Consider the following 24,156-nt stretch of genomic DNA (forward strand, 5'->3'; position numbering starts at 1 on the left):
ATGAAAAAAACTATTAAGGTTGTCTCTGTTCTGGATACGGCCAAATCCTATGAATACGTAGATGAAAACCCTATCCGGGGCGGAGTGAAAGATGTTTATTTTTCGCCTGATAAAGACTATGTAGTCGCTTTCTACCGAAATCCGCTGGATGTAGGACAGAAAGAAAGAATCATGAGGATTGTTTCTACTTATCTGCAAAGTATACAGAATGGAAATGCTTCAGACTACTTTCTGAATGAAATATTCAGATGGCCTTATGATATTGTTGAAAGAAATAGACTAACGGGAATTGTAGTTCCTGTTTATCACGATAAATTTTATTTTGCCAAAGGCTATATTGGCTCAGATAATATCCAGGGACAGGATAAAGTGGGGAAGTGGTTTACCGCTCCCATGTTCAGGAATCAGCAGTATCCGTTGAGACTTGATCAGTCAGAATTGGGAGATTGGCTGGGCTATTTCCAGATTGCTGTCAATATCAGCCGAGGAGTGAAAAAGCTGCATCAGATGGGACTGGCACACTCCGATTTGTCTTATAACAATATTCTGGTAGATCCCGTTACAAAATCTGCCTGTATTATCGATATTGACGGTCTTGTGGTTCCCAAACTCTTTCCACCGGAAGTCATAGGAACCGCCGACTTTATTGCACCCGAAGTTCTGAAAACACAACATTTAAAACTTCAGGATCCGAATAGGCATTTACCCAATCAAAAAACAGATCTGCATGCACTTGCCGTTCTGATTTATATGTATCTTTTGAGAAGACATCCGCTGCGTGGAGGAAAAATCTGGGATCTGGATTCCGAAAAGGACGAAATTTTATCCATGGGAGAAAAAGCCATGTTTATAGAACATCTGGAAAATAATTCCAACCATGTGAAGTCGGATCATCTCAGAAAGTGGGATGCATTCTGGGGAGATCCTCAAAAGATTCCGTACACCGTTACAGGTCCATATATTTCAGAATTGTTCAGAAAAACATTCATTGACGGTTTGCATGATCCTATCAGACGTCCCACGGCCAATGAATGGGAAGCCGCATTATTGAAAACCGTAGATTTGATCCAGCCTTGCCAGAATTCCGGCTGTATAGAAAAATGGTATGTCTTTGATAATAGCAGCAATCCAAAATGTCCGTTCTGCGGAACACCTCATCAGGGAACATTACCCGTTTTAGACTTATATTTTAAATTTGATGATGAGGTATGGAAACCGGAAAATCACAGGCTCATGGTTTATCATAATCAGTATCTGTTCAAATGGCATGTTTCCAGGAAAGTGATACGTAACGAAAATCTGACGATGCAGGATAAAATGCCGGTAGGATATTTTACGTTCCACCAGGGAAGATGGGTATTGGTCAACCAAAGCTTATCAGGAATGAAGGATGTCACAGAACAGAAAGAAATTCCACCAGGCTCTATGGTAGAACTCATTGATGGTAAAAAAATACTGCTTTCCTCAGAAGAAGGCGGAAGATTGATCTATGTAACGATGGCAAACCAGTAAAGACTAACGGATAATCAAGGCTTGTTTCCGGAGTGTCATTCTGAATGGAATGAAATGTAATGAAGAATCTCACAGATGATTGTGGCCATTTGTGCTCATTTATTTGTGAGATTTGTGTTTAAATCATTTAAATCAAAGGAAACATTCAACGGCTATAGCAAAACTTTAAAAAAACATTTACTGTCTTTCCGTTTCCATAAAATAAGAATACTGATCCTCGTCCACAATTCTAAATCCAAGACTTTGATAAAGATACTGTGCTTTATTGGTTTTTAAAACACTTAATGAAACCGTTTTTCCAGCTAATGAAGCTTCTTCTAAAATATCTGACAAGATCTTTTTTCCAAGTCCTTTGCCCTGTTGGCTTGGATCAATCTGAAGCTGTAAAACCTCGATATTGGTAAACGTTCTGTCTACTTTTAATAGTCCAATGGGCTGATCATGTAAAAAAATAATATTAGCTTTTTCAAACTGATACAAAACTCTTTGCAGGGTTGTTTCTCTGTCAGTAGAAAGTCCTGAAGTTTCATAGTGCAGATTCATGGTTTTCATTCTGAGATTGAGAAGAAAATCAATGTCAGTTTCATCAGCTTGTTTATAATGCAGGTCAGGATTCATATTCAAAAATTAGAGTTCTTACTTTAATGCAATTTTTAGTCCCATTTCTTCTTTCATGTACAGCAAAACTTCGGCATTTCCTCTGGCGTCGTCTACCGGATTGTGCGTGTGTTCCGTTTTGCGGAGATGTTTCCATTGGGCAAAAGTATCTTTTTCCAGCCCGCAGTACAGATCAGAAAGTCTTCTGGAAGAAAAGCCAAAAGGATTTCTTCCGATAAAATGATGAAAATACCAGCAGATAAACATCCAGTCGAAACCATTATTGTCACTTATGAAAATAGGTCTGCCTTTGGAATGAGTGGTAATCCAGTCTTCAAAGGCCAGCATTACTTTCTCAGGATCATCAAAATTCATTGTTTCTTCCCTGCTGAAACCGGAAACTGCTAAAGCATCTGGGTTGAACTTCTCAGAAACAGGCTTTAATTTTCCATAAAAAGTAGTCTCCAGTTCTTTATTCACGAGTACCGCTCCGAAACAGGTCATTGAAAAATCTCCGGGAATCGGACCGTCCGACTCTATGTCAACCATAATGTAGCTCATTGGAAATAGTTTTTAACTGGACGAAGATATTGAAATAAGCTGAGAGATGGAAGATGGAAGCGGAAGGAAAGGAAGCTGGAAGTTATTTTTGTGTAGTAAAGAACTCTTTTGTCTTTTAAATTAAAATGCTCTTTTAAAAAATATCCCAATCAAAAACCTCCATAAGTTCATCGTCTTAAAGATCCTCCATTTCCTATCCTCCATCTTCCAGCCTTATACTATCTCAAAAAAGCCCCTTCTCCCAATTTTTATTTTAGTTTGAGGGGTGAGTTGCATTTCTTCATTTGAGTCTGTTATTCTAAGGGTATTGATCTGAACTCCTCCATTCTCTATTAATCTCCTGATCGCCGATTTGCTGAGGTCATTTTTAAGTTGATGACACAGTTCAACGAGAGAGATTCTGTTCCCTGTACTTTTCAGTGAATCAATAGCCACAGGTTCATACACTTTCTCTTCAAAATTTTTATTCTGAAATTGGTTGATAAAAAACTGTTCTGCATTTTCCGCTGAAGCAGGATCGTGGTATTGACTGATAATATTTTTAGCAATCAGCTTCTTGATATTCATTGGATTTTCCCCTTCTTGTATGCTGGAAAGAAGCATCGTTTTTTCTTCCATAGAAAAATCTGTAGTCAGGTTGATAAATTCTTCAATCAAAGCATCCGGAATAGACATGGTTTTCCCAAACATTTCATTGGGTTCGTCCGTCAGTCCGATAATATTGTTCAGGGATTTGCTCATTTTTTCCTTTCCGTCAAGCCCTCTCAGCAATGGCATACACATGACAATCTGAGCAGGCATTTGATGTACTTCCTGAAGCTGTCTTCCCATGGTACAGTTGAAGAGCTGATCCGTGCCACCCATTTCAATATCACACTCTATTTTTACAGAATCAAAACCCTGAAGAATCGGGTAAACCAGTTCATGCATGGCAATAGGTGTATTTTCTGTGAATCTTTTATTAAAATCATTCCGGTGCATCAATTGAGCCACGGTCACTTTTGAAAGCAGTTGGATGATCTCAGAAAAATCAAGAGCATCCAGCCAGTCAGAATTGAAAACAATCTTTGTCTTCTGTACATCAATGACCTTGGAAAGCTGATTGATATAAGTCTGGGCATTATGCTGCACATCTTCAGCACTTAAAGGTTTTCTGGCTTTATTTTTTCCGGTGGGATCGCCAATTCTTGCCGTAAAGCTTCCTACGACAATAATAATATGATGGCCCAGATCCTGAAACTGTTTCAGTTTTTTTAAGACTACAGCATGTCCCAGATGCAGATCCGGAGCGGTGGGATCAAATCCCAGTTTGATGGAAAGTTTTCTGTTTTCCTTTTCGGCTTGAGCCAGTTTTTCTTCCAAACCGTTTTCAGGCAGGATGATAGCCACATTTTCTTGTAATGGATGAATCATGTTTGAATAGTTTTAAAATGAAAAAAGCCCGGACAGGTACTGTCCGGGCTTCTATATAAACGTTAGATTATTTTATTGGATTACAGATATAGAAAGTCTTCCCGAACGATAGCCCGGTGCATAATATTCACTGAAGAATGGAAGACGTAATATACTGTTCAGATGTTTCATTATAAGGTAAATATACAGGAATTTCCTGAAGATCCAATATTTAAACCATTAAGACGCATTGTAGGGTTATAACAAGATTTGTTTTAAAAGAAAAACTTAACCATCCATCAATCTTAATGGCTTAAAATAATGGTTCAAAACAATTTTACTTGCGATTTTTGAAGCTAATTTCATGCCATAAATCCCTTAAAAATAAAATACAAGATAAAGATGTAAAAACTGTATTTTATTATTTTCTTTGTTGCCTGATAAGAATTCTGTAAAATAGGGCTTATTCTCTGTTTTTCTCTCGTTGTTTTCATGAAAAAAATTAATGGTTAAGAACATTTTTAGAGTATAAATTTTTAATCTGACCTTTCCAGATTTCCAGATTTTCAGGAGAAGCTTTATCTGCTTTATCAAAAAAGAAATGTCTGATAATTTCAAGCCCGGAATAGATAAAAATACCATTGTCAGAAGTTAAAGTAAGGGCTTTATCCATGCCTGTTTTTTCATATTCTTCATGAGATTTTCCATGGGTATTGATGATAACGGTTTTTTTGCCTTTCAGAAGACCTTTCTGTATGCCCTGGTCATATCGGTAAGCAAAACCATAACTGAACACACGGTCTATATATCCTTTCATCATTGCTGGAAGACCGGTCCACCAGATAGGATAAATAAAAGTAATTTGTTCTGCCCACGAAATATGATCCTGTTCGGTTTTTACATCATCTGATAGTTTTCCCATCCTTTGTCCTTGTACATCATTCAAAGAAAGAACAGGATTGAAACCGATGTCGTAAAGATCTCTCACGATAATTTCCTCGTTGTGATATTGAAGGGTTTCAATAACAGTGTTTAGAAGATGATGATTTAAGCTGTTTTCATTAGGATGCGCGTAAATGATTAAATGTCTCATTGTTTTGATTGTTAAGATTAATGAGACAAAATTAGCGGAGTGCTCTTTTTAAAAATTGTAAGAAAACGAAACGGACTATTTAGATTTTGGATTACAGATTTCCTGTTGGAATTTTAAATACTGAGCCGGAGAAATGTTGATAAAATGCTTGAAATCATGGATGAGCTGGCTTTGATCATAGTAACCGCATTCATCAATAATGGTAAACCATTTGACCTGATTTTGTTTTTCAGTCTCTTTTTCGATGAGTTGTATAGCTTTTAAAAAACGGTTGTAGCGGGCAAGCTCTTTTAAAGAATAGCCAAACTGTTCTTTTTGTTTCCGTTGGATATTTCTTTCCGTCTGATGGGTTTGCTCTGCAATGACTTTTATGGGATTTAAAAGATCGTTTTCAAAACTGCTCAAAAGCTGGCTGGTGATATCCTGATCCTGGAGATAAGGCTTACAGAATTCAAGAATATGATTCACCTGTTTGGTGACTGAATCTAATCTGGTAAGCTGATGCCAAAGGTCTGTAAAGCAGTTTTCTTCCAGCAATTCATCCGGATGTCTTACCGATTGTTCAATGGATATTTTTCCGAAGAATCTGAAAAAAGCATCATCTTTAAAATTAACAACCAAAATAGAGCAGCCAGCGGGAAGTGTATATTCAAAGGCTTGTCTTACAGGCCCGAAAACCATACATTTATCAACACTTATGATGGTCTTTTCCCGGGTGGACATCGTGGCATTTTCTCCAAAACAAAATAAGAAAATCGTCTGATAAGTGGGTAAAAGCGTTTTGGTAATGGAGGATTCAGAAGTATTTGCAGCAAAGTAAAAATGAGTAAATATGTTTTCAAATTCCTTTGGAACTGAAATTCTATACTCGTTATATTCTGAACGTAATTCCATAATCCTGAAAGTTAAGAGATGAGATTTTTTACCATTTTATAGTTGGTCATAGCAATTCCTTTTACATGAACAGTCTGTTCCTGAACCACATGAAAACCTCTTTTTTTAAAAAAAGGTCTGGCCGTTTTACTGACATCAGCTGTAATTTTTTTTCATTATTCAGCAAAGCTTCCTTTTCAATGTGACGATAAAGCAGGGTTGCAATTCCTCTATGCTGACAATCTTTGTGTACAAAGAGCAGATCAATATAATTTCCCTGGTCGAGCGTACAGAAACCTGCTATTTTAGTCTCTGTAACAGCTACAACAACGTATTGATCTTTGATTACCTTCATCCATCTTTCTTCATTCTCGGCACCGGATTTCCAGGCTTCGAGCTGTTGTAGATCATAGTCTTTTTTGCACACCTCATCTATTGTTGCCGTAAACAGCTGCAGCATTGCCGGGAGATCATCGTAAACTCCTTTTCTAAGGATGATATGATTATCTGATGTATTGCTGTTCATAAAGTTTTTGCTGTTCTTTATTGAGAAGTGGGTAGAAAAGATTCATCTGCAGAAGGGTATAATGCTGAATAGCCTCATTCGGATTAAGTTTCAAAATAAGTCTGTTATGGGTAAGCCAGTTGTCGGCAATGATGAAAATCTGCTCAACAAGACCATCTATAATAAAATGAGGTACATCTTTCAAAAATATATTGTTCTTCTGAAGATCTGAAAAGATCAGTTGAAATTCCTCTTTTCTGCTGAAATTAATCCCTTCATAATTGGCTTTGATGTCAGGATTACGATTCAGAATATCTATAAAATTGATAAATATAAAGCGGTAAGAATAAAAAATTTCACAGGTAGAATAGGTAAACTGATAAAGATCTTCCAGACTTTTATTTTCCTTTTTTTTCATCTGGTTCAGTAGCTCATCCATTTCCAGGGTAAGCTCTGAGAATAGGATTGTAATGATGTCTTCAGAATGTTTGAAATGGTAGTGCAGATTTCCTGCACTGATGTGAAGTTCGGCAGCAATATGCCTTGTGGTAATATTGTTGTACCCTTTCTCATTAAATAATTCCAGTGCTTTAGACAGAATTTTATCCTTGGTCTTCATAACCCAAAGATAAGAATATCAGAGTGGATATAAATCATATTTTTAAAATTAGAACAATTGTTCTAATTTGATATCTTTGCAGTATCAAATCTTATGACAATGGAAGGTAAATCAAAATTCAATGATGAGTTGGCAGAAAGTACTGATCAAGAAACCCAAACAGATCCCGGGGAAGTTATATCAAAAATACTGCAGGTTATTCTTGGAGTAATAATGGCTGTTTTGCATATGTGATGAATAAACGAATTTCCTTTTGGTTCCTACTGGGACTGGCAACATGGGGAATTATTATTCTGCTGAGAACAAACAGAATTGTTATTCCCGTTATCAATGACCATTTTACAGATTGTATTACAATTCCCATGTATTGTTATCTGATAGAATATATCATGAATGGAATTCTCGGTTATCAATGGAAACCTGATTTGAAGTTTGTATTGACCTCAGTGCTGTATCTCTCTTTTTTGTTTGAAGTGATCTGTCCCAAACTATCAACTCATTTTACCGGAGATTTTTTTGATGTGCTGGCTTATGTTGCAGGAGGAGTAGGGTACTATCTTTTTGCAGTAAAGCAGATACATAAAAAAGCCAGCAGTTCTGCATCGTAAAAAGAGACTGCCGGCTGTGTTATAGTTTTTATCCTGGTTCAATAATTATTTTTACTGCATTTGGAGTAGCAGTTTTCTTTCGGTTATGTATAAAAGACAATTATTGAATGCAAGATGTTACATGGATAGGTGACTATTTTTTAAACTTGTAATTATTGAAATTTTCTTTTGGTATTTTTGTATGGGATTAAAAATATTCACTTCAATGCACGACAAGCTTTTACAATATATGTGTTCTGGTCATGATTTTACCCTGGAAGAAACTGAAGCAGTCAGGAAATATTTTGAGCCTGTAAAATTTTCAAAAAATACAATAATAGAAGAGGCCGGGAAAATCCCCGAATACCTTTACTATATCATTGAAGGTTATATTAGGCTTTTTTATATGGATGAGAATGGAAATGAAGTGACTACGCATATCAATTGTCCACCGGGATTTTTTACATCTTATTCAGATTTTACCAGCCAGACCCTTTCTGAAAATACTATAGAATCCATCACTAATTCTGAGCTTTTAAGAATTTCCAAAGAAAACCTGGACCAGCTGATCAGCCAAAGCCAGGCTATGAAAGATTTCAGTATTTCGGTTTTTCAGCAGTCGATTACCTATAACGAAAAACGTTCCAGAGAATTATCTGTTTTGAATGCTGAACAACGATATTTGAAACTGATGAATGATTATCCCGAAATTATTCAGAATGTTCCTATTCAGTATATCGCCTCATTTTTAGGAATGAAACCGGAAAGTCTAAGCAGAATCCGGAGAAAAATAATTAACTAACAAAAGTCAAGTGGTTCCGGTTTCTGGAAAATGAACTTTGCAAGATTAAAATTTATGCAATGACAAAAAATAATCTAAGCCTTGTTTCAGGAGCCAATGGACATCTGGGAAACAATTTAGTCAGATTCTTACTAAAACAAGGGCTTCCGGTACGGGCAGCTGTAAGAAATACAGAGAACAGAAAACCTTTTGAAGGATTGGATTGTGAGCTGGTGCAAGCCGATATTACTGATAAGACCTCTTTTTTAAAAGCACTTCAGGGAGTAGAAACATTTTACGCGGTAGGGGCTTCTTTTAAATTATGGGCTAAAGATCCAAAAAAAGAAATCTATGACGTGAATATCAAAGGTACCCGAAATACCATCGAAGCAGCGGCTGAAGCGGGTGTAAAAAAAATAGTGTACGTAAGTTCTATTGCAGCACTTAATTATACCCACTTGCCTACAAAAGAAAGTAAAGGTTATAATCCAGATCGTAGAGATATGTATTATAATTCTAAGAATGACGGGGAGAAGTTGGCTTTTGAGCTGGCTTCAAAACTGGGAATAGAACTGGTTTCAGTGATGCCTTCTGCGATGATTGGAAGTAAGGCATTTTTACCATTAAATGTTTCCTACGGAGTTCTCAAATTAATTTTGAATAGAAAAATTCCGGTAGATACTAAAATTACCCTGAACTGGATTGATGTAAAAGATGTTGCGGAAGGATGCTATCTGGCAGCTGAAAAAGGACGCTCCGGTGAACGTTATATTCTTGCCAATGAAAAATGCATGACAATCACGGATACCACCATTCTTGCCAATACCCTTTATCCGGAGCTGAAACTGAGTATTCCACGTGCCGTTCCCAAAGGGATCCTGTTTACGATTGCTGGTATCATGGAATTGACCGCAAAGCTGAGCAGAAAGCCACCGGTACTTACCCGAAAAGATATTGCAATGTTTTCAGGATTACAGCAGGATTTTGATATTTCCAAAGCCAGAAATGAACTGGGATTCAATCCCAAAAGCCCTGAACAGGCTGTGAGGGAAGCATTAGATTACCTTATGAAAAACCCTGAAATGTTGATAGAGGCGTGAAAAGCCTCTTTTTTTATTGATTTTCCAGTTTAATAATAGAACCTTTATAAAACTTGGTCAGATCATAGAGATCATTAAAATAGTGCTGAAGATCCGGAATGATGTTGGGATCAAAATCTTTCACCCCGCATTGGTCTTCTGCCAGAAGGTATAAAGACTGGTTATCCGGTTTCAGATATTCACAAAGGATATTATCAGGATGCTGTTTTCTGTTGACCATTTCTGTCAGAAAAATTCCGTAGATCAGAAACTGATTGAAATTTTTAGAATCCACAATATAATTCATGTCCTGTTTCAGCAGTTTTTCATAGTCCGAAAGAATCTGAAGAAAATTCTCAGCATGAACATTTGTTGGAATTTCATAAAAAAGATCTATACCATTGATGAAAAGCTGTGTTTTGGTCTCCTCATGATCTGAAGAATAGACTTTATGAAACCATTGAAAAATAAGCAGAAGTTCTTCCTGTGTAAGTTCTTCTACAGAATCCTTGATTTTTTCTTTAATGGTTTCAAGGGTGTTTTTCGCTTCAGGCTGAAGAAATTTCAGAATATTTTCTTCTTCACGGCTCAACTTATTGTACAAATTAATTTTGGCAATAGTTGGATTGGTCTTGATGAAATAAAGTTCTTCCGCCATAGTTCTTTACCCAGTTGGATTTCAAATGGTTGTTTAAATATACAAAATATGCAGTAATTCTGTTAAAAAAATAATATGCAATAAATGGTATGGCTATTTTACGGTTTCATGCAGTGCAATTCTGTTTCCTTCCGGGTCTTCAAACTCTGCTACAGCAAACCCATATTTTTCGTCAATTCTTTTAGGATAAAGAACCGAACCACCATGGAGAACGGCTTGTTCCAATGTTCTGTCAATATTTTCTGTTTTAAAATAGATAATGACTCCGTTTTTAGAAGGTTTGTAGACATCTCCTTTGGCTAAAGCTCCCGTAATACCACCGTTTTTTTCTTCAAAAGGAAAGAAAGCCATTTCATAGCTGTCTATAATTTCTTTTTCAAAACTAAAGTTGAAAACTTCAGAATAAAACTTTTCAGCACGTTCAAGATCATTCACAGGAATTTCAAAGTAGACAACAGGATTGGTAGGTTTCATATTTTTTACAGGATTGGTTTTGTTTGGCTGACTGCAAGATACGCCTATTAGCAATAAAAAGGTCAAAAAAAGGACAGCAGTTTCATGATTTCATAGTTTAAACAGAGCGGATGATTTACTGGATCTAAAATAAAGTTTTTTATCTTAATTTTAAAAATAGATAGACTTCTCTATTTTTTGTCTACATTTGTAAAAATTTTCATGATGAAAAAGGAAAAAGTACGCGAAAGAATTATCAGGGTTGCTTCGGATTTATTTTATAAACAGGGGTATAATTCTACGGGAATCAATCAGATTATTGCTGAGGCTGATATTGCGATTGGCTCTTTGTACAATCATTTTTCATCTAAAAATGATCTTCTTCAGGCTTATCTTATCAAAGAAGAATTGGATTGGTTTGAAGGATTTGAAAACAGCATATCCAAAATTTCAGACCCGAAAGAAAAGATTCTTGCACTTATTGATTACAGAAAAAAGCTACAGCAGACTTCAAAATTTGCAGGATGTCATTTCATTAAAATTGTTTCTGAAATAGGAGAAGGCAATCCTTCCGTTTCAGCTTTTGCCAGACAGCATAAAGAAAAGCAAAAAAATTTGATCAAAATCCTTGTCAATGAATGTGCAGCAAAAGGTCAAATAGCTGATCCTGATTTAATAGCCGAAAGTATTTTCCTTTTAATAGAAGGAGCGGTTGTCACCTCTACCATCAACAGACAAAATGATTCTTTTGCTATGGTAAAAAAATGACACAGGGTTTATTGCCCTGATTTTTTTTAATTATTTAAAAATAGATATATCTATATAAAAATGAAGAGTAAGTATTTGAAATTATTGGTGATATTGTTTGGTCAATTGTTGACGATTATGGATATTTTTATCATTAATGTGTCCATGCCTTCTATACAGCGTGATCTTTATGCCTCTAACGGGGAAATGCAGTTCATGATTGCTGCCTATCTTATTGGTTTTGCCTCTTTACTCATTACAGGTGGACGATTGGGTGATTTGTATGGAAGAAAAAAGATGTACGTGATTGGGTTATCAGCTTTTATGATAAGCTCTGTTGCATGTGGGTTTTCTGCAGGAGCTTACCAGTTGGTCATCGCAAGATTTGTACAGGGAATAAGTGCAGCTATAATGGCTCCTCAGGTACTTTCGATGATACAAATTCTGTTTCCTGATCATAAGGAACGTACCCAAGCGATGGGTTGGTATGGAATTACCATCGGAATAGGAACTGTCCTGGGTCAGTTTCTCGGAGGCTATTTTTCGTCTCTGATGATCATAGAAGAACCCTGGAGACTCATTTTTCTGATGAATATTCCCATATGTTTACCAGCTATTTTCTTTAGCTTAAGATTATTAGACGAATCAAGAATGGATGTGGAACAGTCTTTTGATTGGAGCGGAGTTTTAATTCTTTCTGCAGGATTGTTCTGTGCTACTTATGCTTTAACCCTCTCTGAACACGAAGGGTTTGATTTTAAGAATATTTCATTAATGATTATTTCTGTCGGAATTTTATTCATATTTATTAAGAATCAAAAGAAAAGAATCCAGAATGCACAAGCTTATCTGGTTGATTTTGAGTTGTTCCGTTATAAAAATTTCAATCTCGGAATTATAGCAGTTTCCTTCTTTTTTATCATGCTGGACTCCTATTTCTATATTCTATCCTTATTTTTTCAGGATGGTCTAAAGATCAGTCCATTAAAAGCAGGTGAGATTATTGTTTTTCAGGGACTCGGTTTTATTCTGGCTTCCGTTTTTTCAGTAAAACTGATTTTAAGATATGGAAAAAAAGCCCTGATGGCAGGACTTGGCTTTATTATTCTTATCCTTGTGCTCCAATTATTTTTGTTCAGGACACAGATCAGTTTTCCGGTTTTTTGTCTGCTGTTGTTTTTACATGGCTTGGGAATAGGATCTATCATTCCTTCCCTGGCAAACATAGCGATGTCGGGAATATCTGAAAAGCTGATCGGGAATGCGTCTGGTGTTTATAATACCATTCAGCAGATTGCTGCTATTGTGGGAATTGTTGCTGTAGGAAGTCTCTTCTACTATTTTCTTGGAGAAAAGCCTGATGTAAAATATTATTACAATGCCTTCTCTGTTGCTTTGCGGATTAATATTTTATGTCTGATCTTTGTAATGATCTGTATATATAAAGTTCCGGATCATGTTCTTCCTGAGATGAGGAGCAGCCAATAAAACAGATCTTGTTTTTAAGGTTGTTTTGATGAGGTTTTCATTTCATGTAAAGCTGCTTTTGCCATATTTTTGGTCACTTCGGTAGGAGAGTGGCAGTCGCAGTTGCTGAGCCCAATCACATAAACATCTTCAGCAGGAATGTAAACTCCCATACTTTTAAATCCGAAGACACTTCCTCCATGCTCACGGTCGGGAAATCCATTGATGTCTTTCAAATGCCAGCCGTAGCCATAAGTAAATTCTTCACCATTATTCAGTTTATATTTCTGAAAAGCCTTTTGAGTTTCTTTTAAATCCAATATTAAATTTTGATTTAGGGCCTGCTGCCATTTCAGCATATCATCTGCTGTAGACATTAGTGATCCGGAAGAGAATGGAACGCTGAAACTGATGACTGTCTTATTCACAAATCCCTGCTCTTTTTTGTGATATCCGTAAGCTCTTTGAGGAATAACTTTTCTGTCAGAAGCATAATAAGAGTGGTTCATTCCTGCTTTATCGAAGATATTTTTCTTAATAAAATCTTCATAAGAAGTTCCGGAGACAAGCTCAATGATATATCCCAAAACCACATAGCCGGAATTGTTGTAATCAAATTTTTCTCCAGGTGCGAAATCGACAGGTTCATTTTTGAAAAAATTCACCATTTCTTCAGGTTTCATTTCTTTTTGGGCAATGGAAGAAATAGACTTCATTTTGGTAAAATCTTTAATTCCTGAAGTATGCGTCAGAAGATGATGAATGGTGATCTTATCTCCGTTGGGATAATCTTTGATGTATTGGGAAATGGGATCGTTGACATTCAGTTTTCTCTGTTGCTCAAGCAGCAGAATAGCTACGGCTGTAAACTGTTTGGTCATTGAACCAATTTGGAAAACATTCTCAGGGGTCATATTGACGTTAAGTTCAAGATTGGCTTTCCCAAATGCTTTCCGATACAGATTTTTTCCGTTCTGACTAATGAGGAAAACGCCACCAGGCTCATTTTTATTCCCGAATTCAGTCTGGATAATGCTGTCAATCTTCTTTTCATATCTTTTTGATAGTGTCTGAGCATCGGTTGTATTGCTTAAAAGTGGAAGTAGAATAAGTGGGGTTATCAGTTTTTTAATAATCATATCTCTGTATTTTGTTATACAAAGATATTTATTATTTTAATTACTATGTTATACAATATAGCAAAGTATATTGTAATTTTAAAAACAATAAAGTTGATTTTCTGAAAATTATTTCAATACGGAGATGAGCAACATCATAGGTCTGCGGAGTTCTTCTTTCATCTCCGGAATTTCTTTCAACATTTCCTGACCTGGCTCCGGCTCGATAACTTCTTTGAGGGTGAAGCCGTGTTTTAATAATGTATTTAAATAAGAAGTTAAAGTGCGGTGGTATTTAATGACATTTTCACCCAGAAAAGTTGTATTCCTTTTTCCTTCTATAAAATAACGGTCTACCGGCCAGCAGATTTTTTCACCATTTTTATCATATATCCAGTCCTGACCACCTTCTGCAGTGAATACAGGATGTTCTACTGAAAATACAAAAGATCCGCCGGGTGTGAGCCATTTATAAATATTTTGAACAATACTATCGAAGGATTCTACATAATGTAAGGTGAGAGAACTGAGTATGATATCAAATTTTTCAGCAGGATAATCCACTTCTTCCAGAGCTATTCTTTCATATTGAATTCCAGGCAGACTATTGATTTCCAAAGCTTTTGCCAGCATTCTTTCTGAAAGATCAATTCCGGTAACCGTTTTGGCTCCGTTTTCTATAGCGAAACGACAATGCCATCCGAAACCACATCCTAAATCCAGAATGTTTTTTCCATGAAAATCCGGCAGCATATTTTTGAGAGTATGCCATTCTCCGGCTCCTTCCAATCCAATCTGAGAACGGAGCATTTTTTCATACTGGTCAAAAAATGATGGATGGTCGTATTTATTTTCTTTCATAGCTTTCCAAAAAATGTGGTTCTTTAATTAAAATCATTTTGATTTTTTCTGAATGATCCTCTATCCTTGTCAAGGTTCTAACCCTTGACTTATCACAAGGATTAAAGAAGTTTGTAGTTTTTTACTATCAATCCTTCAGAGTTTGAAATGTAAATTTACAACAATATCAGAGTTCAGAGATTTCTGATCCCAGAAAAATAAAAGCTGAATGTAAAACATCCAGCTTTTTATCAATTTTTGATTGAAATATTTTTAATTGGCTTCCGCATACTTTTTGAAATTATCAAGAATTGCCTGCCAGCCTCCTTTCTGCATTTCTTCAGGATTCTGGCTTTCAGGATCAAAAGCTACATGTACATGGGTTTGGCCATTGTTTTCTTTAAAGTCAACATGTACCTGTCTTCCGTCCGGCATGGTATAGGTAAAGTTTTCACCATCTTTTATTTCATTGTAAACGGCTTCAAAGTCGAAACCGAAACTTCCGTCTTTGGCTTCCATTCTCGCTGCATATTTTCCTCCTACTTTCATATCATTGGAAGCAGATGGGCATTGCCATGAAGGATCAGCAAAGTTCCATTGAGTGATGTGTTCAGGATGGGTGTAATAAGTCCATACTTTTTCTGCATCTGCACTGATGATGGCAGAAACTGTGATTTTGTGGCTCATTTTTATGGGTTTAATGTTAATAATAATTCGTCAAGCTTTTCAAGAGTAGCCATCATTCCCTGTTCCATTCCCATTTCGATAATGGTTTCCAGATCTGCTAAGGATTGATAGGTCACAATAGTTTCTACAAGGGTATTCTCATTTTTATCGCTGAAAGATACTACCCATTCTGCCTGGGGAAGATCTGTATTGATTTCTCCCTTTTCATTGCAAAACGCATCACTTGAAGTATAAGAATCAATTGGATTGATCTTGTGATAGCCAACCCAGCTCCAGTATTCTTTTCCGTCAGGTTCTACCATTGCATAATGCCAGTGTCCACCTTCACGGAATTCCATAGATTTTGTTTTGGTAGTAAATGGTTTGGGAGCGAACCAACGATCAAGAAGGTCACTTTTCGTGTAGCAATCCCATACCAATTGTCTGTTCGCCATAAACTCACGTCTGATGGTTAAGGTGTTCTTTTCCTTATCTGCAAGGAAATCGAACTGAAGAAGATGTTTCATATTAATATTTTTATAGTTTGGTTGTCGTATTAAACTTTATTTCTGCTGGCTTTTCAAAGTTGCCAGTAACGTGTCAAGCTGTTCGAAACGGCTTTCCCATATCTTTCTGAACTGTTCCAGCCAATGGTCTATTTCTTTCATTTTATCAATTTCTAGAAAGTAATAAATTTCTCTTCCCTGATGATTTTGAGTTACCAATTCACACTCTGTCAGAATTTTCAGATGTTTTGAAACGGCCTGTCTGGTCGTATCAAAATGCTCTGCTATGGCATTGGGCGTCATCGCCTGTACTGCGATCAGTGCAATAATAGCTCTTCGTGTAGGATCTGCTATAGCCTGAAAAATATCTCTTCTCATAGGTGATAATTTTTAAATGAAACTATATGGTTGCAAATATATGTGCAACTTTTCGGTTTCGCAATTTTTTTTGATGAAATTTATAAATCAGAAACTGAAAAACAATAGATAATGTTTATTAATTGATTTTAAATCAAGTGTTTGTGTAGTCTTGGTAAGTTTTATCTTTTATTTTCCCGCATGGCTTTGATCAATCGGTCATTTCTTTTGTCTGCTCTTTCATTATTTAAAGAAAGTACAGCCCAGATTGCCGCAGGAAGCCATCCGATCAGAGTGATCTGTAAGATAAGGTAGATAATTCCGGTTAAAACTTTTCCACGGACCATGAAAGATAAGAAGGGAAGTAAGATGGCTAATAACATGATTTTAAGTTTTTAATTAATTTGATTTTACCGGGACTGAGGATCAAAATACGCTTTAAAAGTGAGAGGATCTTCCGTTTTATCCTCTGCTTCTTCTAGATATTCCAAATACTCTTCCTGATGTTTCTCCATATAAACAAGCACAATAGCGAGGTTTACAAAGAGATTTTTGTCTTTTGAACCCAAATGTAATGCCATTTTTAAATACTCCAATGCCTTTTCATTTTCTCCCATATCCGAGTAAATAGCCCCAATATTGATTAAAGCCGAAGTGTTTTCAGGCTCAATCAATAAAATTTCATCTAATTCTTTAACCAACAGATCATTTAAAGTATCCCAATGGTCTTCATTTTCCCATCTTTTAGCCTGAAGTTTTTTTACGTTTTCTAATCTTGTTGTTATCGTACTCATTATTTAAAATTACAGAATGGATGTTTACTATAAGGTGCAAATTTAGCTTTTTACTCTTTAAGTCCATTCAGTATGGCAGCTTTCAGGATTTCAATGTTGATATCTTTCAACGTTTTGAATTTAATACAATATCCTGTTACACTGGCTTTCCCTATTTTATCTCCATATGTTTTGGCTAAATAGGCCTTATCACCGATATTCATGATGTAGATGGAAATTCCTGTGGTATTGGCACTCATCCCAATCTGATAAAAATCTCTGGTTTTTCCATCTGCATACTGCATGGTATATGATCCATACCCGATATTGGGATTGGAAACGGTTTTGTTTTCACTGTTTTTACCATCCAGAAACCACAGCTGGCATTCCGGCATGAGCTCCAGAATAATGTTGTGGATTTCCTGCATATCATTACGCTTCAGTTCCGGCTGGCTGCTGATGTAGTCCTGGATTTGTTCTTGGGTGGTCATGGATCAGGAATTGATTTTGAAATTATCGAGCAACTAATTTAAAACAAAAAGAACAGCAATCGCTGTTCTTTATATTGTAATTTCTGATCTATGGGATCAATTCTTTCATTGTTTTCTCTGTTTTCATCAGTTCACCTTGTGGAATCTGATGATGAAGATAGGTGAAAAGCAAATTGGTGACCCAGCTATTTTCAACCTGGTGAATGTAGTAAGAGCAAATCAAACCAAAATCATCCGAAATATAAGCCGGAAGATCTGAAGAACCGGTACTTCTGAACGTGGAAACAAAAATCTCCTTTCGGATATCACTTATCTGGTCTTCTGTTTCTTCATCAAAAGCTTTTTCTTCAATCACCTGATACGCTTTCATCCATTCATCAGAAAACTCTGCAGAATCTCGGTTGTCAAGAATTTCATCAATCTTTTCTGGAGTAGTATTGTCAAGAGCTGTTTTTAAAGATTGATTAAAAATAGCTTCCAGCATATTAATTTTTTCTGTCGTCATCTCAGTCTGTATTCTATCCAAACGCTCTTTTCAATAAGCTTTCCACTTTTGGTTCGCTGCCTCTGAAGCTTTTGTAAAGCTCCATTGGATCCTTTGTTCCACCTGAAGAAAGCAGTACTTTATACTTGGCTGCAATCTCAGGATTGAAGATTCCGTTTTCTTTGAAATACTGGAATGCATCGGCATCCAGAACTTCCGCCCATTTGTAAGAATAATATCCTGCGGAATATCCTCCCTGGAAAATGTGGGAGAAACTTGGACTCATTGCCGTTTCAGCGTTGGAAGGATAAAGAGTGGTTGCTTTGGTATATTTATCTTCAAACTCTTTTACACTTTCATGTTCCAGTTCTGCCACTTTAGTATGATAATTCATATCCAGAAGTCCAAAACCTAGCTGTCTTAAAGTCTGATATCCTTCCATGAAGTTTTTAGACTGCTCAATTTTTTTAATTTTTTCGTCAGGAAGTACTTCTCCGGTCTTATAATGTTTTGCAAACGTTTTTAAGAATTCCGGTTCATAGCAGAAGTTTTCCAGAAACTGTGACGGAAGTTCTACAAAGTCCCATTTCACAGAAGTTCCGGAAAGAGTAGCATATTGAGTATCTGCCATCATCCCGTGAAGTGCATGCCCAAACTCGTGGAATAAAGTAGTCACTTCCTGGAAAGTCAGTAAACTAGGTGTATCTTTTGTAGGTTTGCTGAAGTTGCAGACAATTGAAATATGCGGACGGGAATTTTCACCGTTTTGTTTGTACTGATTTTTGTAGCTGGTCATCCATGCACCGGCTCTTTTTCCCTTTCTTGGAAAATAATCAACGTATAATAATGCCTTATAATCAGATTCTGTCTTTCCTGTACTGGAAACTGCTATAATTTCTTTTACTTCATATACTTTTACATCGTCGTGGTATTTTGGAATATCATTTCTTTCCTCAAAAGTCAGTCCGAAAAGTTCTCCAGCCAGTCCGAATACAGCATCCTGTACCTGGTTTAATGGAAAATAGGGTTTTAGTTCTTCATCATTAAGATCGAATTTCGCCTTACGAAGTTTTTCAGCATAGAATGCATGGTCGTAACCTTGCATTTCCTCAATTCCGTCAGCTTTTGCTAAAGATTTTAATTCTCCAATTTCTTTATCAGCATAAGGTTTTGCTTTGGTAAGAAGTTCATTTAAAAAATCGAAAACTTTCACCGGAGACTTGGCCATTCTTTCTTCAAGAACGAAATCAGCGTAGTTTTTATATCCTAAAAGTTCAGCTTTTTGTTGTTTTAAATTCAGAAGTTCTTTAATCAAATTCTGATTGTCAAATTCTCCACCATCGAAAGACTTTTTGCCATTGGCTAAAGCCAGTTCTTTTCTCAGTTCACGGTTTTCAGCATAGGTCATGAATGGAATATAGCTTGGATACTGTAAAGTGACTACCCAGCCTTCAAGATTCCTTTCTTTCGCTTCTTCCGCATATTGATCAATGATCGCCTCAGGAATTCCTGCAAGATCTTCTTTATTAATGATATGTTTAAAATAAGCATTCGTAGAAGCCAGTACATTCTGTCCGAACTGTAAAGATTTTACAGAAAGATCCATGCTGATTTTCTTTAGTTTTTCTTTGTCTTCCTCATTCAATAAGGCTCCGCTTCTTACAAAACCTTTGTAGGTTTCATTCAAAAGCATTTCCTGCTCTTCATTCAGATTATATTTTTCCTTTTCATCATATACTTTTTTGATTTTGTTGAAAAGGGCTTCGTTTTGAGAAATTTTTGAAGAATATTCCGTTAAAATTGGTGAAACCTCCTGTGCAATCTGTTGGATTTCGTCGCTGGTTTCTGCAGAATTTAAGTTGAAAAAAATATTGGAAACCACATCCAGCTGCTCTCCGGAATATGCCAATGCTTCAATGACATTTTCGAAAGTAGGAGTTTCAGGATTGTTGACAATAGCCTCAATTTCTGCTTCAGATTTTTGAATTAACTCTTTAAATGCAGGAAGATAATCTTCATTTTTAATAAGGTTAAACGGTGCTGAATGATATGGTGTGTTAAATTTTTCGGTTAAAATATTCATTTTTTGATTTTTTTATATAAGGTAAATGTAATGATTCATCGGGAATCACAGCTGAAATGCTCAAAAATAATGCCTTACTGGCAAGTTATGACAAAAATACCTTATCTTTAATTAATCTTGTCATATGGAAAGAAGGAGTGATGTAGGAATATTTAATTTTGAGAACAGATTTAAAAGTCATCATTAAAATAAATAACCTTAAATATATAGACTATGAAAACACTCTTAAAAATTATCGGTATCATCATCGTACTGATTCTTATCTATGCTGTCATTGCTGTGCTGGCTTTCAGTAAAGACTATCACTATGAAAAATCTGTTGTCATCAACGCACCTCAGGAAAAAGTATGGACTTATACGGGGAACTTAAAAGGATATAACCAATGGGATCCTTTCTCCAAAGCCGATAAAAATATTGTGATTACCTATTCAGGAGAAGGAGATAAATTAGGAGATTCTTATCACTGGAAGGGTGATAAAAATGTAGGGGAAGGTGAACAATCTATTACCGAACTGATCCCTAATCAGAAAATGGCGACAAAACTTCACTTTATAGAACCTTTTGAAGGAGATGCAAAAGCTAATATTGTGCTGACTCGTGAAGGGAATGGAACCAGAGTAACCTGGATGATAGATAATGAACTGAATAGTATGATGAAGATTATGAAGCCTATGATGGATAATAACATGGATAAAATGTTTGGCCAGGGTCTGGATAATCTTAAGAAATTAGCCGAAAAATAATAAGAAAGCCTTGTAAATTTTGCAGGGCTTTTTTATGAGAACCTATTATTTGAATAAATCATATTTCTCTTTATTTTGTTATCGTTTTTGTATAAAGTCAAAGAAATATTATTCTAAAAATATTATCTTTATATAAAGAATAGATTGTATGGAGAAGATTGTATTTGAAAAAAGTGATATCAGAGACTTTGTGAAGACCACCATCGCAGAGAAAATTGAGAAGCTTAAAAACTTTATCGAATTTACCATGGAAGCCAGCCGTGACATCAAAAAAACTCCGAAATATGACAGCATGAGAGAAGAAATGCAGGAGGAAATTTATCAGATGCAGCGGCAACTCGGCGCATTGAATGATCTTAAGAGGAATATGGCAAAGGTTCTGAATACAGCTACAGAAAGGGTACAGCTCGGTTCACTGGTGATTACCAATAAAGCCAGGTTCTATATTTCTGTGTCGCTGGGAGAGTTCTTTTTTGAGGGCGACAGATTCTACGCTATTTCTCCGGAAAGCCCAATGGCCAGAAAAATGATGGGAATGAGACCCGGAGACGAGTTTACCCTGAATAAAATCCATCAGAAGATTGTAGAGGTATTGTAAATAAGATTCTGCAGTATCATATAGTTATTCATCTTAATAAGATTAACTTCAGATTTATATTTGAAGTTTTATTTTTATTTAGTACCTTGCTATGCAAAATACTATACTATGAAATTTGAACAATTAAGAACAGGCAGAATTAATCAGTGGATCATTATTCACCTTCGTTATCTCGTAGGCTCTGCTTTTTTTCCATCAGGTTTAATAAAGCTTATGGGAGAGAGGTTTACTAGAATTTCAGCTGATAACCCAATCGGATACTTTTTTGAAGCTTTATATCAATCCGGATTTTATTGGAATTTTTTAGGACTGGCACAGGTGGCAGCCGGAATTTTACTGATGACACAGCGCTTTGCAACATTGGGTGCATTGATGTTTCTGGCTATCTTGAGTAATATCTGGGTTATTACCCTCAGCCTTTCCTTTTCGGGGACCTGGATAATCACCTCCTTAATGATGATTGCCGTACTGATATTGGTCATTTGGGATCAACATAAACTGCTTCCTGTTTTTAATTACAATAAAGCAAGTACCGTGAAGGAATATCCTGATCCCGATAACAGATGGATCATTGCCGGGGTAGTATATTCCATAAGTTTTATTGTGTTATTTATGCTGAACCCGGCAAAAGGGGAAGTCTATGAAAAATGGCTGGGTATTCTGATTGCTTTAATCATTGCCGCAACATTTATCATAAGCAATTATCAGGCGTATAAAAATCGTAAACTGGCTATACATCCTTAACATTTTAAAATGAAGATTGAATTTCATGTTGTAAATTTGCAGGTATGAGTAAAGCAACCATTTTAAAAGAAATTATAGAGGAGAGAAGAAGTATTTTCCCGAAAGATTATACAGACACAGAAATATCTCAGGAAGTTTTGGAAGAGATTGTAAATTCTGCCACGTTTGCTCCCAATCACAAACGTACTAAGCCATGGCGTTTCAAAATATTCAACGGAGAAGAAAAAGCACAGCTGGCAGCAGAAATGCAGGCTATCTATAAGACCGTTACTCCAGAACAACTTTTTTTAGAAAAAAAATACAACGATATCGGTTTTAAAATCAATAAAGCCAATGTTGTGGTTTCTATTGTTGTCAACTTCAGCGGTATGGTTCCGGAATGGGAAGAAATAGCAGCGACTTCAATGGCGGTTCAGAATATGTATCTTAGCTGTACAGCAAATAATATCGGGTGTTACTGGAGTTCTCCTAAAATCGTGGACGAGCTGAAAGACTCTCTGACCATTGAGGAAAACCAGAAGTGCCTTGGACTTTTCTATATGGGAACGGTGTAGATGAAGAATATTTACAGAAATTATAATGAAGAAGATCTTCATGCTGCCTATCTTCATATGACTGATCATACTGGTAAAGTCAATGATGAACTGCGGGAAGCCATCAGTCAGCAATTCAATTATGATGAATTTGTAAAAGCAGCAGAATACAGGAAAGTTTTAGTCAAAGAAAAAGGGAGAATCTCATTTGAAGTACACAAAAGGGTACAAAAGGGAGAAAATATAGATGTTATCCTTGAAAATATTTCTTCAGAAATGATTAGCAGCAGCGATTTAAAGATTTTTATTCTGAATAAATTTGATCAGTTTTCAAAAGTCAAAGAAAATGATAAGATAGATGAGAAAATCATTTTTAAAAGTCTTTTAGGGCTTATCATAGCTTCTGTAACCGGGAGTCTTTTTTTTAAGGCTGTGCTTACATCTACCGGACAGTTTTCATTTTTTCTACTGGTGCCTGCGTATATCATCAACTATTTGGTGATCTATGGGATTACAGGAAAAACAAGAGATAATTTTGTTGTTTTTATGGCAGTTTTAATTTCTGTGATTATTTCAACAGTATTCTCTTTTGCACTGATTAGTTAAAAAATAATGAATTTTATAAAACTTTTTACTCAGAGCTCTTTACTTCAAACTTTTTTACTATCTTTGCACTCTTAAATATTTAACTGGGACGAGTTCCCGTAAAATTCAAACATTATGTCAGTAAAAATCAGATTACAAAGACACGGTAAAAAAGGAAAACCTTTTTTCCACATCGTGGTTGCAGATTCTAGAGCTAGAAGAGATGGTAGATTCATCGAAAAACTAGGTACTTACAACCCAATTACTAACCCGGCAACTATCGAATTGAACGTTGATTCTGCTGTAAAGTGGTTAAACAACGGTGCTCAGCCTACTGATACTGCTAGAGCTATTCTATCTTACAAAGGTGCTCTTTACAAAAAACACTTACAAGGTGGTGTCGCTAAAGGTGCTTTTGACGAAGCTGAAGCTGAAAAAAGATTCAATGCTTGGGTAGAAGCTAAAGATGCTAAAGTACAAGGTAAAGTAGAAGGTTTAGCTACTGCTAAAGCTGATGCTAAGAAAGCTGCTTTAGATGCTGAAGTAAAAGTAAACGAAGCTAGAGTTGCTGCTGCTGCACAAGCTGAAGCTGATGCTAAAGCTGCTGAAGAAGCTGCTAATGCACCTGCTGAAGAAGTTGCTGCTGAAGCTACAGAAGGAGAAGCTCCTGCTGCTGAAACTGAAGAAAACACTGAAGCTTAAGAGCAAAA

At 36.1% G+C, this 24,156-nt stretch carries 31 protein-coding genes and 1 pseudogene; 13 read left to right on the forward strand and 19 right to left on the reverse strand.

The annotated features are described in order from the left end of the window. A complete protein-coding gene (locus tag KBP46_RS19630; RefSeq protein ID WP_216443959.1) occupies positions 1–1,512 on the forward strand; it encodes a helix-hairpin-helix domain-containing protein in 1,512 nt (503 codons plus the stop codon). Positions 1,513–1,689: 177 nt separating this feature from the next. Here KBP46_RS19630 and KBP46_RS19635 read toward each other — a convergent pair whose 3' ends face one another. The 7 genes and pseudogenes from KBP46_RS19635 to KBP46_RS19665 all read right to left on the reverse strand — a co-directional run bounded on the left by KBP46_RS19635 (position 1,690) and on the right by KBP46_RS19665 (position 7,152). Further along, positions 1,690–2,130: an N-acetyltransferase gene (locus KBP46_RS19635; protein ID WP_216443960.1), complete on the reverse strand. Its 441-nt coding sequence runs from the start codon at positions 2,128–2,130 to the stop codon at positions 1,690–1,692. Between the two features lie 18 nt (positions 2,131–2,148). Beyond that, entirely contained in the window at positions 2,149–2,670 is a 522-nt protein-coding gene (locus KBP46_RS19640) for a 3'-5' exoribonuclease (protein ID WP_216443961.1), read from the reverse strand. Positions 2,671–2,883: 213 nt separating this feature from the next. Next, entirely contained in the window at positions 2,884–4,083 is a 1,200-nt protein-coding gene (gene tyrS, locus KBP46_RS19645; RefSeq protein WP_123279250.1) for a tyrosine--tRNA ligase, read from the reverse strand. Between the two features lie 481 nt (positions 4,084–4,564). Continuing rightward, positions 4,565–5,155 carry an NAD(P)H-dependent oxidoreductase gene (locus tag KBP46_RS19650; RefSeq protein ID WP_216443962.1) on the reverse strand — a complete coding sequence of 197 codons (591 nt, stop codon included), beginning with the start codon at positions 5,153–5,155 and terminating at the stop codon, positions 4,565–4,567. Positions 5,156–5,230: 75 nt separating this feature from the next. Further along, positions 5,231–6,049 (reverse strand): helix-turn-helix domain-containing protein, encoded by an 819-nt coding sequence (locus KBP46_RS19655; RefSeq protein ID WP_216443963.1) that lies wholly within the window; start codon positions 6,047–6,049, stop codon positions 5,231–5,233. 11 nt (positions 6,050–6,060) lie between these two features. After that, a pseudogene (locus tag KBP46_RS19660) lies at positions 6,061–6,554 on the reverse strand (GNAT family N-acetyltransferase). Beyond that, the gene (locus tag KBP46_RS19665; protein WP_062673882.1) at positions 6,532–7,152 is read right to left on the reverse strand and encodes a TetR/AcrR family transcriptional regulator; all 621 of its coding nucleotides are present in this window, start codon (positions 7,150–7,152) and stop codon (positions 6,532–6,534) included. Before KBP46_RS19665 ends, KBP46_RS19660 begins: the two are co-directional and overlap by 23 nt. 99 nt (positions 7,153–7,251) lie before the next feature. Here KBP46_RS19665 and KBP46_RS24065 point away from each other — a divergent pair, with 99 nt between their 5' ends. The 4 genes from KBP46_RS24065 (at position 7,252) to KBP46_RS19680 (ending at position 9,620) form a co-directional block, all read left to right on the forward strand. Then, positions 7,252–7,386 (forward strand): hypothetical protein, encoded by a 135-nt coding sequence (locus KBP46_RS24065; RefSeq protein ID WP_262486814.1) that lies wholly within the window; start codon positions 7,252–7,254, stop codon positions 7,384–7,386. Beyond that, on the forward strand, positions 7,386–7,760 hold the full coding sequence (locus KBP46_RS19670) for a hypothetical protein (protein ID WP_216443965.1): 375 nt from the start codon (positions 7,386–7,388) through the stop codon (positions 7,758–7,760). The genes KBP46_RS24065 and KBP46_RS19670 overlap by 1 nt, the downstream gene beginning before the upstream one ends. A gap of 205 nt (positions 7,761–7,965) precedes the next feature. Next, on the forward strand, positions 7,966–8,541 hold the full coding sequence (locus KBP46_RS19675; protein ID WP_216443966.1) for a Crp/Fnr family transcriptional regulator: 576 nt from the start codon (positions 7,966–7,968) through the stop codon (positions 8,539–8,541). 59 nt (positions 8,542–8,600) lie between these two features. Then, positions 8,601–9,620, forward strand: a complete 1,020-nt coding sequence (locus KBP46_RS19680) for an NAD-dependent epimerase/dehydratase family protein (protein WP_062673886.1) — start codon at positions 8,601–8,603, stop codon at positions 9,618–9,620. 13 nt (positions 9,621–9,633) lie between these two features. Here KBP46_RS19680 and KBP46_RS19685 read toward each other — a convergent pair whose 3' ends face one another. Both KBP46_RS19685 and KBP46_RS19690 read right to left on the reverse strand, forming a co-directional pair. Beyond that, entirely contained in the window at positions 9,634–10,257 is a 624-nt protein-coding gene (locus KBP46_RS19685; protein WP_216443967.1) for a hypothetical protein, read from the reverse strand. Between the two features lie 93 nt (positions 10,258–10,350). Further along, positions 10,351–10,731, reverse strand: a complete 381-nt coding sequence (locus tag KBP46_RS19690; RefSeq protein ID WP_216443968.1) for a VOC family protein — start codon at positions 10,729–10,731, stop codon at positions 10,351–10,353. A 201-nt stretch (positions 10,732–10,932) separates the two neighbouring features. On the opposite strand from KBP46_RS19690, the gene KBP46_RS19695 reads away from it, so the two are divergent. Continuing rightward, positions 10,933–11,478 (forward strand): TetR/AcrR family transcriptional regulator, encoded by a 546-nt coding sequence (locus tag KBP46_RS19695; RefSeq protein ID WP_253297098.1) that lies wholly within the window; start codon positions 10,933–10,935, stop codon positions 11,476–11,478. 60 nt (positions 11,479–11,538) lie between these two features. After that, entirely contained in the window at positions 11,539–12,945 is a 1,407-nt protein-coding gene (locus tag KBP46_RS19700; RefSeq protein WP_216443969.1) for an MFS transporter, read from the forward strand. A 14-nt stretch (positions 12,946–12,959) separates the two neighbouring features. Here KBP46_RS19700 and KBP46_RS19705 read toward each other — a convergent pair whose 3' ends face one another. The 10 genes from KBP46_RS19705 to KBP46_RS19750 form a co-directional block, all read right to left on the reverse strand. Further along, positions 12,960–14,063: a serine hydrolase gene (locus KBP46_RS19705; RefSeq protein ID WP_216443970.1), complete on the reverse strand. Its 1,104-nt coding sequence runs from the start codon at positions 14,061–14,063 to the stop codon at positions 12,960–12,962. A gap of 108 nt (positions 14,064–14,171) precedes the next feature. Beyond that, the gene (locus KBP46_RS19710; protein WP_216443971.1) at positions 14,172–14,903 is read right to left on the reverse strand and encodes a bifunctional 2-polyprenyl-6-hydroxyphenol methylase/3-demethylubiquinol 3-O-methyltransferase UbiG; all 732 of its coding nucleotides are present in this window, start codon (positions 14,901–14,903) and stop codon (positions 14,172–14,174) included. 252 nt (positions 14,904–15,155) lie between these two features. Continuing rightward, positions 15,156–15,569 (reverse strand): SRPBCC family protein, encoded by a 414-nt coding sequence (locus KBP46_RS19715; protein ID WP_216443972.1) that lies wholly within the window; start codon positions 15,567–15,569, stop codon positions 15,156–15,158. 2 nt (positions 15,570–15,571) lie between these two features. Beyond that, a complete protein-coding gene (locus KBP46_RS19720; protein WP_216443973.1) occupies positions 15,572–16,075 on the reverse strand; it encodes an SRPBCC domain-containing protein in 504 nt (167 codons plus the stop codon). Between the two features lie 36 nt (positions 16,076–16,111). Next, the gene (locus tag KBP46_RS19725; protein ID WP_047378845.1) at positions 16,112–16,432 is read right to left on the reverse strand and encodes a helix-turn-helix transcriptional regulator; all 321 of its coding nucleotides are present in this window, start codon (positions 16,430–16,432) and stop codon (positions 16,112–16,114) included. Positions 16,433–16,593: 161 nt separating this feature from the next. Beyond that, a complete protein-coding gene (locus KBP46_RS19730; protein WP_216443974.1) occupies positions 16,594–16,794 on the reverse strand; it encodes a YqaE/Pmp3 family membrane protein in 201 nt (66 codons plus the stop codon). Positions 16,795–16,821: 27 nt separating this feature from the next. Further along, positions 16,822–17,205 (reverse strand): tetratricopeptide repeat protein, encoded by a 384-nt coding sequence (locus tag KBP46_RS19735; protein WP_216443975.1) that lies wholly within the window; start codon positions 17,203–17,205, stop codon positions 16,822–16,824. A gap of 50 nt (positions 17,206–17,255) precedes the next feature. Further along, complete coding sequence (locus KBP46_RS19740) at positions 17,256–17,675, reverse strand: DUF1801 domain-containing protein (RefSeq protein WP_216443976.1); 420 nt, start codon at positions 17,673–17,675, stop codon at positions 17,256–17,258. An 88-nt stretch (positions 17,676–17,763) separates the two neighbouring features. Next, positions 17,764–18,180 carry a hypothetical protein gene (locus tag KBP46_RS19745; RefSeq protein ID WP_123279262.1) on the reverse strand — a complete coding sequence of 139 codons (417 nt, stop codon included), beginning with the start codon at positions 18,178–18,180 and terminating at the stop codon, positions 17,764–17,766. A 13-nt stretch (positions 18,181–18,193) separates the two neighbouring features. After that, positions 18,194–20,242, reverse strand: a complete 2,049-nt coding sequence (locus KBP46_RS19750; protein WP_216443977.1) for a M3 family metallopeptidase — start codon at positions 20,240–20,242, stop codon at positions 18,194–18,196. Between the two features lie 213 nt (positions 20,243–20,455). Here KBP46_RS19750 and KBP46_RS19755 point away from each other — a divergent pair, with 213 nt between their 5' ends. The 6 genes from KBP46_RS19755 to KBP46_RS19780 all read left to right on the forward strand — a co-directional run bounded on the left by KBP46_RS19755 (position 20,456) and on the right by KBP46_RS19780 (position 24,148). Beyond that, complete coding sequence (locus tag KBP46_RS19755; RefSeq protein ID WP_062673913.1) at positions 20,456–20,986, forward strand: SRPBCC family protein; 531 nt, start codon at positions 20,456–20,458, stop codon at positions 20,984–20,986. A gap of 148 nt (positions 20,987–21,134) precedes the next feature. Next, on the forward strand, positions 21,135–21,584 hold the full coding sequence (locus tag KBP46_RS19760) for a hypothetical protein (protein ID WP_120232098.1): 450 nt from the start codon (positions 21,135–21,137) through the stop codon (positions 21,582–21,584). A 108-nt stretch (positions 21,585–21,692) separates the two neighbouring features. Continuing rightward, positions 21,693–22,328 carry a DoxX family membrane protein gene (locus KBP46_RS19765; RefSeq protein ID WP_216443978.1) on the forward strand — a complete coding sequence of 212 codons (636 nt, stop codon included), beginning with the start codon at positions 21,693–21,695 and terminating at the stop codon, positions 22,326–22,328. Between the two features lie 44 nt (positions 22,329–22,372). Then, positions 22,373–22,882 (forward strand): nitroreductase, encoded by a 510-nt coding sequence (locus KBP46_RS19770; protein WP_216443979.1) that lies wholly within the window; start codon positions 22,373–22,375, stop codon positions 22,880–22,882. Beyond that, positions 22,883–23,467, forward strand: a complete 585-nt coding sequence (locus KBP46_RS19775; RefSeq protein WP_120232095.1) for a hypothetical protein — start codon at positions 22,883–22,885, stop codon at positions 23,465–23,467. A 114-nt stretch (positions 23,468–23,581) separates the two neighbouring features. Beyond that, the gene (locus KBP46_RS19780) at positions 23,582–24,148 is read left to right on the forward strand and encodes a 30S ribosomal protein S16 (protein WP_120232094.1); all 567 of its coding nucleotides are present in this window, start codon (positions 23,582–23,584) and stop codon (positions 24,146–24,148) included. Positions 24,149–24,156 lie beyond the last annotated feature (8 nt).

The organism is Chryseobacterium sp. PCH239 (assembly GCF_018924625.1).
Lineage (GTDB): Bacteria > Bacteroidota > Bacteroidia > Flavobacteriales > Weeksellaceae > Chryseobacterium > Chryseobacterium cucumeris.

Bases quoted from the DNA above. Each gene is read 5' to 3' on its own strand.
- KBP46_RS19695 (WP_253297098.1), top strand. From the start codon at position 10,933: ATGATGAAAAAGGAAAAAGTACGCGAAAGAATTATCAGGGTTGCTTCG.
- KBP46_RS24065 (WP_262486814.1), top strand. From the start codon at position 7,252: ATGGAAGGTAAATCAAAATTCAATGATGAGTTGGCAGAAAGTACTGAT.
- KBP46_RS19630 (WP_216443959.1), top strand. From the start codon at position 1: ATGAAAAAAACTATTAAGGTTGTCTCTGTTCTGGATACGGCCAAATCC.
- KBP46_RS19755 (WP_062673913.1), top strand. From the start codon at position 20,456: ATGAAAACACTCTTAAAAATTATCGGTATCATCATCGTACTGATTCTT.
- KBP46_RS19675 (WP_216443966.1), top strand. From the start codon at position 7,966: ATGCACGACAAGCTTTTACAATATATGTGTTCTGGTCATGATTTTACC.
- KBP46_RS19780 (WP_120232094.1), top strand. From the start codon at position 23,582: ATGTCAGTAAAAATCAGATTACAAAGACACGGTAAAAAAGGAAAACCT.
- KBP46_RS19690 (WP_216443968.1), bottom strand. From the start codon at position 10,731: ATGAAACCTACCAATCCTGTTGTCTACTTTGAAATTCCTGTGAATGAT.
- KBP46_RS19760 (WP_120232098.1), top strand. From the start codon at position 21,135: ATGGAGAAGATTGTATTTGAAAAAAGTGATATCAGAGACTTTGTGAAG.
- KBP46_RS19765 (WP_216443978.1), top strand. From the start codon at position 21,693: ATGAAATTTGAACAATTAAGAACAGGCAGAATTAATCAGTGGATCATT.
- KBP46_RS19665 (WP_062673882.1), bottom strand. From the start codon at position 7,152: ATGAAGACCAAGGATAAAATTCTGTCTAAAGCACTGGAATTATTTAAT.
- KBP46_RS19775 (WP_120232095.1), top strand. From the start codon at position 22,883: ATGAAGAATATTTACAGAAATTATAATGAAGAAGATCTTCATGCTGCC.
- KBP46_RS19700 (WP_216443969.1), top strand. From the start codon at position 11,539: ATGAAGAGTAAGTATTTGAAATTATTGGTGATATTGTTTGGTCAATTG.
- KBP46_RS19745 (WP_123279262.1), bottom strand. From the start codon at position 18,180: ATGACGACAGAAAAAATTAATATGCTGGAAGCTATTTTTAATCAATCT.
- KBP46_RS19705 (WP_216443970.1), bottom strand. From the start codon at position 14,063: ATGATTATTAAAAAACTGATAACCCCACTTATTCTACTTCCACTTTTA.
- KBP46_RS19655 (WP_216443963.1), bottom strand. From the start codon at position 6,049: ATGGAATTACGTTCAGAATATAACGAGTATAGAATTTCAGTTCCAAAG.
- KBP46_RS19750 (WP_216443977.1), bottom strand. From the start codon at position 20,242: ATGAATATTTTAACCGAAAAATTTAACACACCATATCATTCAGCACCG.
- KBP46_RS19650 (WP_216443962.1), bottom strand. From the start codon at position 5,155: ATGAGACATTTAATCATTTACGCGCATCCTAATGAAAACAGCTTAAAT.
- KBP46_RS19720 (WP_216443973.1), bottom strand. From the start codon at position 16,075: ATGAAACATCTTCTTCAGTTCGATTTCCTTGCAGATAAGGAAAAGAAC.
- KBP46_RS19670 (WP_216443965.1), top strand. From the start codon at position 7,386: ATGAATAAACGAATTTCCTTTTGGTTCCTACTGGGACTGGCAACATGG.
- KBP46_RS19680 (WP_062673886.1), top strand. From the start codon at position 8,601: ATGACAAAAAATAATCTAAGCCTTGTTTCAGGAGCCAATGGACATCTG.
- KBP46_RS19685 (WP_216443967.1), bottom strand. From the start codon at position 10,257: ATGGCGGAAGAACTTTATTTCATCAAGACCAATCCAACTATTGCCAAA.
- KBP46_RS19735 (WP_216443975.1), bottom strand. From the start codon at position 17,205: ATGAGTACGATAACAACAAGATTAGAAAACGTAAAAAAACTTCAGGCT.
- KBP46_RS19740 (WP_216443976.1), bottom strand. From the start codon at position 17,675: ATGACCACCCAAGAACAAATCCAGGACTACATCAGCAGCCAGCCGGAA.
- KBP46_RS19725 (WP_047378845.1), bottom strand. From the start codon at position 16,432: ATGAGAAGAGATATTTTTCAGGCTATAGCAGATCCTACACGAAGAGCT.
- KBP46_RS19715 (WP_216443972.1), bottom strand. From the start codon at position 15,569: ATGAGCCACAAAATCACAGTTTCTGCCATCATCAGTGCAGATGCAGAA.
- KBP46_RS19635 (WP_216443960.1), bottom strand. From the start codon at position 2,130: ATGAATCCTGACCTGCATTATAAACAAGCTGATGAAACTGACATTGAT.
- KBP46_RS19710 (WP_216443971.1), bottom strand. From the start codon at position 14,903: ATGAAAGAAAATAAATACGACCATCCATCATTTTTTGACCAGTATGAA.
- KBP46_RS19770 (WP_216443979.1), top strand. From the start codon at position 22,373: ATGAGTAAAGCAACCATTTTAAAAGAAATTATAGAGGAGAGAAGAAGT.
- KBP46_RS19730 (WP_216443974.1), bottom strand. From the start codon at position 16,794: ATGTTATTAGCCATCTTACTTCCCTTCTTATCTTTCATGGTCCGTGGA.
- tyrS (WP_123279250.1), bottom strand. From the start codon at position 4,083: ATGATTCATCCATTACAAGAAAATGTGGCTATCATCCTGCCTGAAAAC.
- KBP46_RS19640 (WP_216443961.1), bottom strand. From the start codon at position 2,670: ATGAGCTACATTATGGTTGACATAGAGTCGGACGGTCCGATTCCCGGA.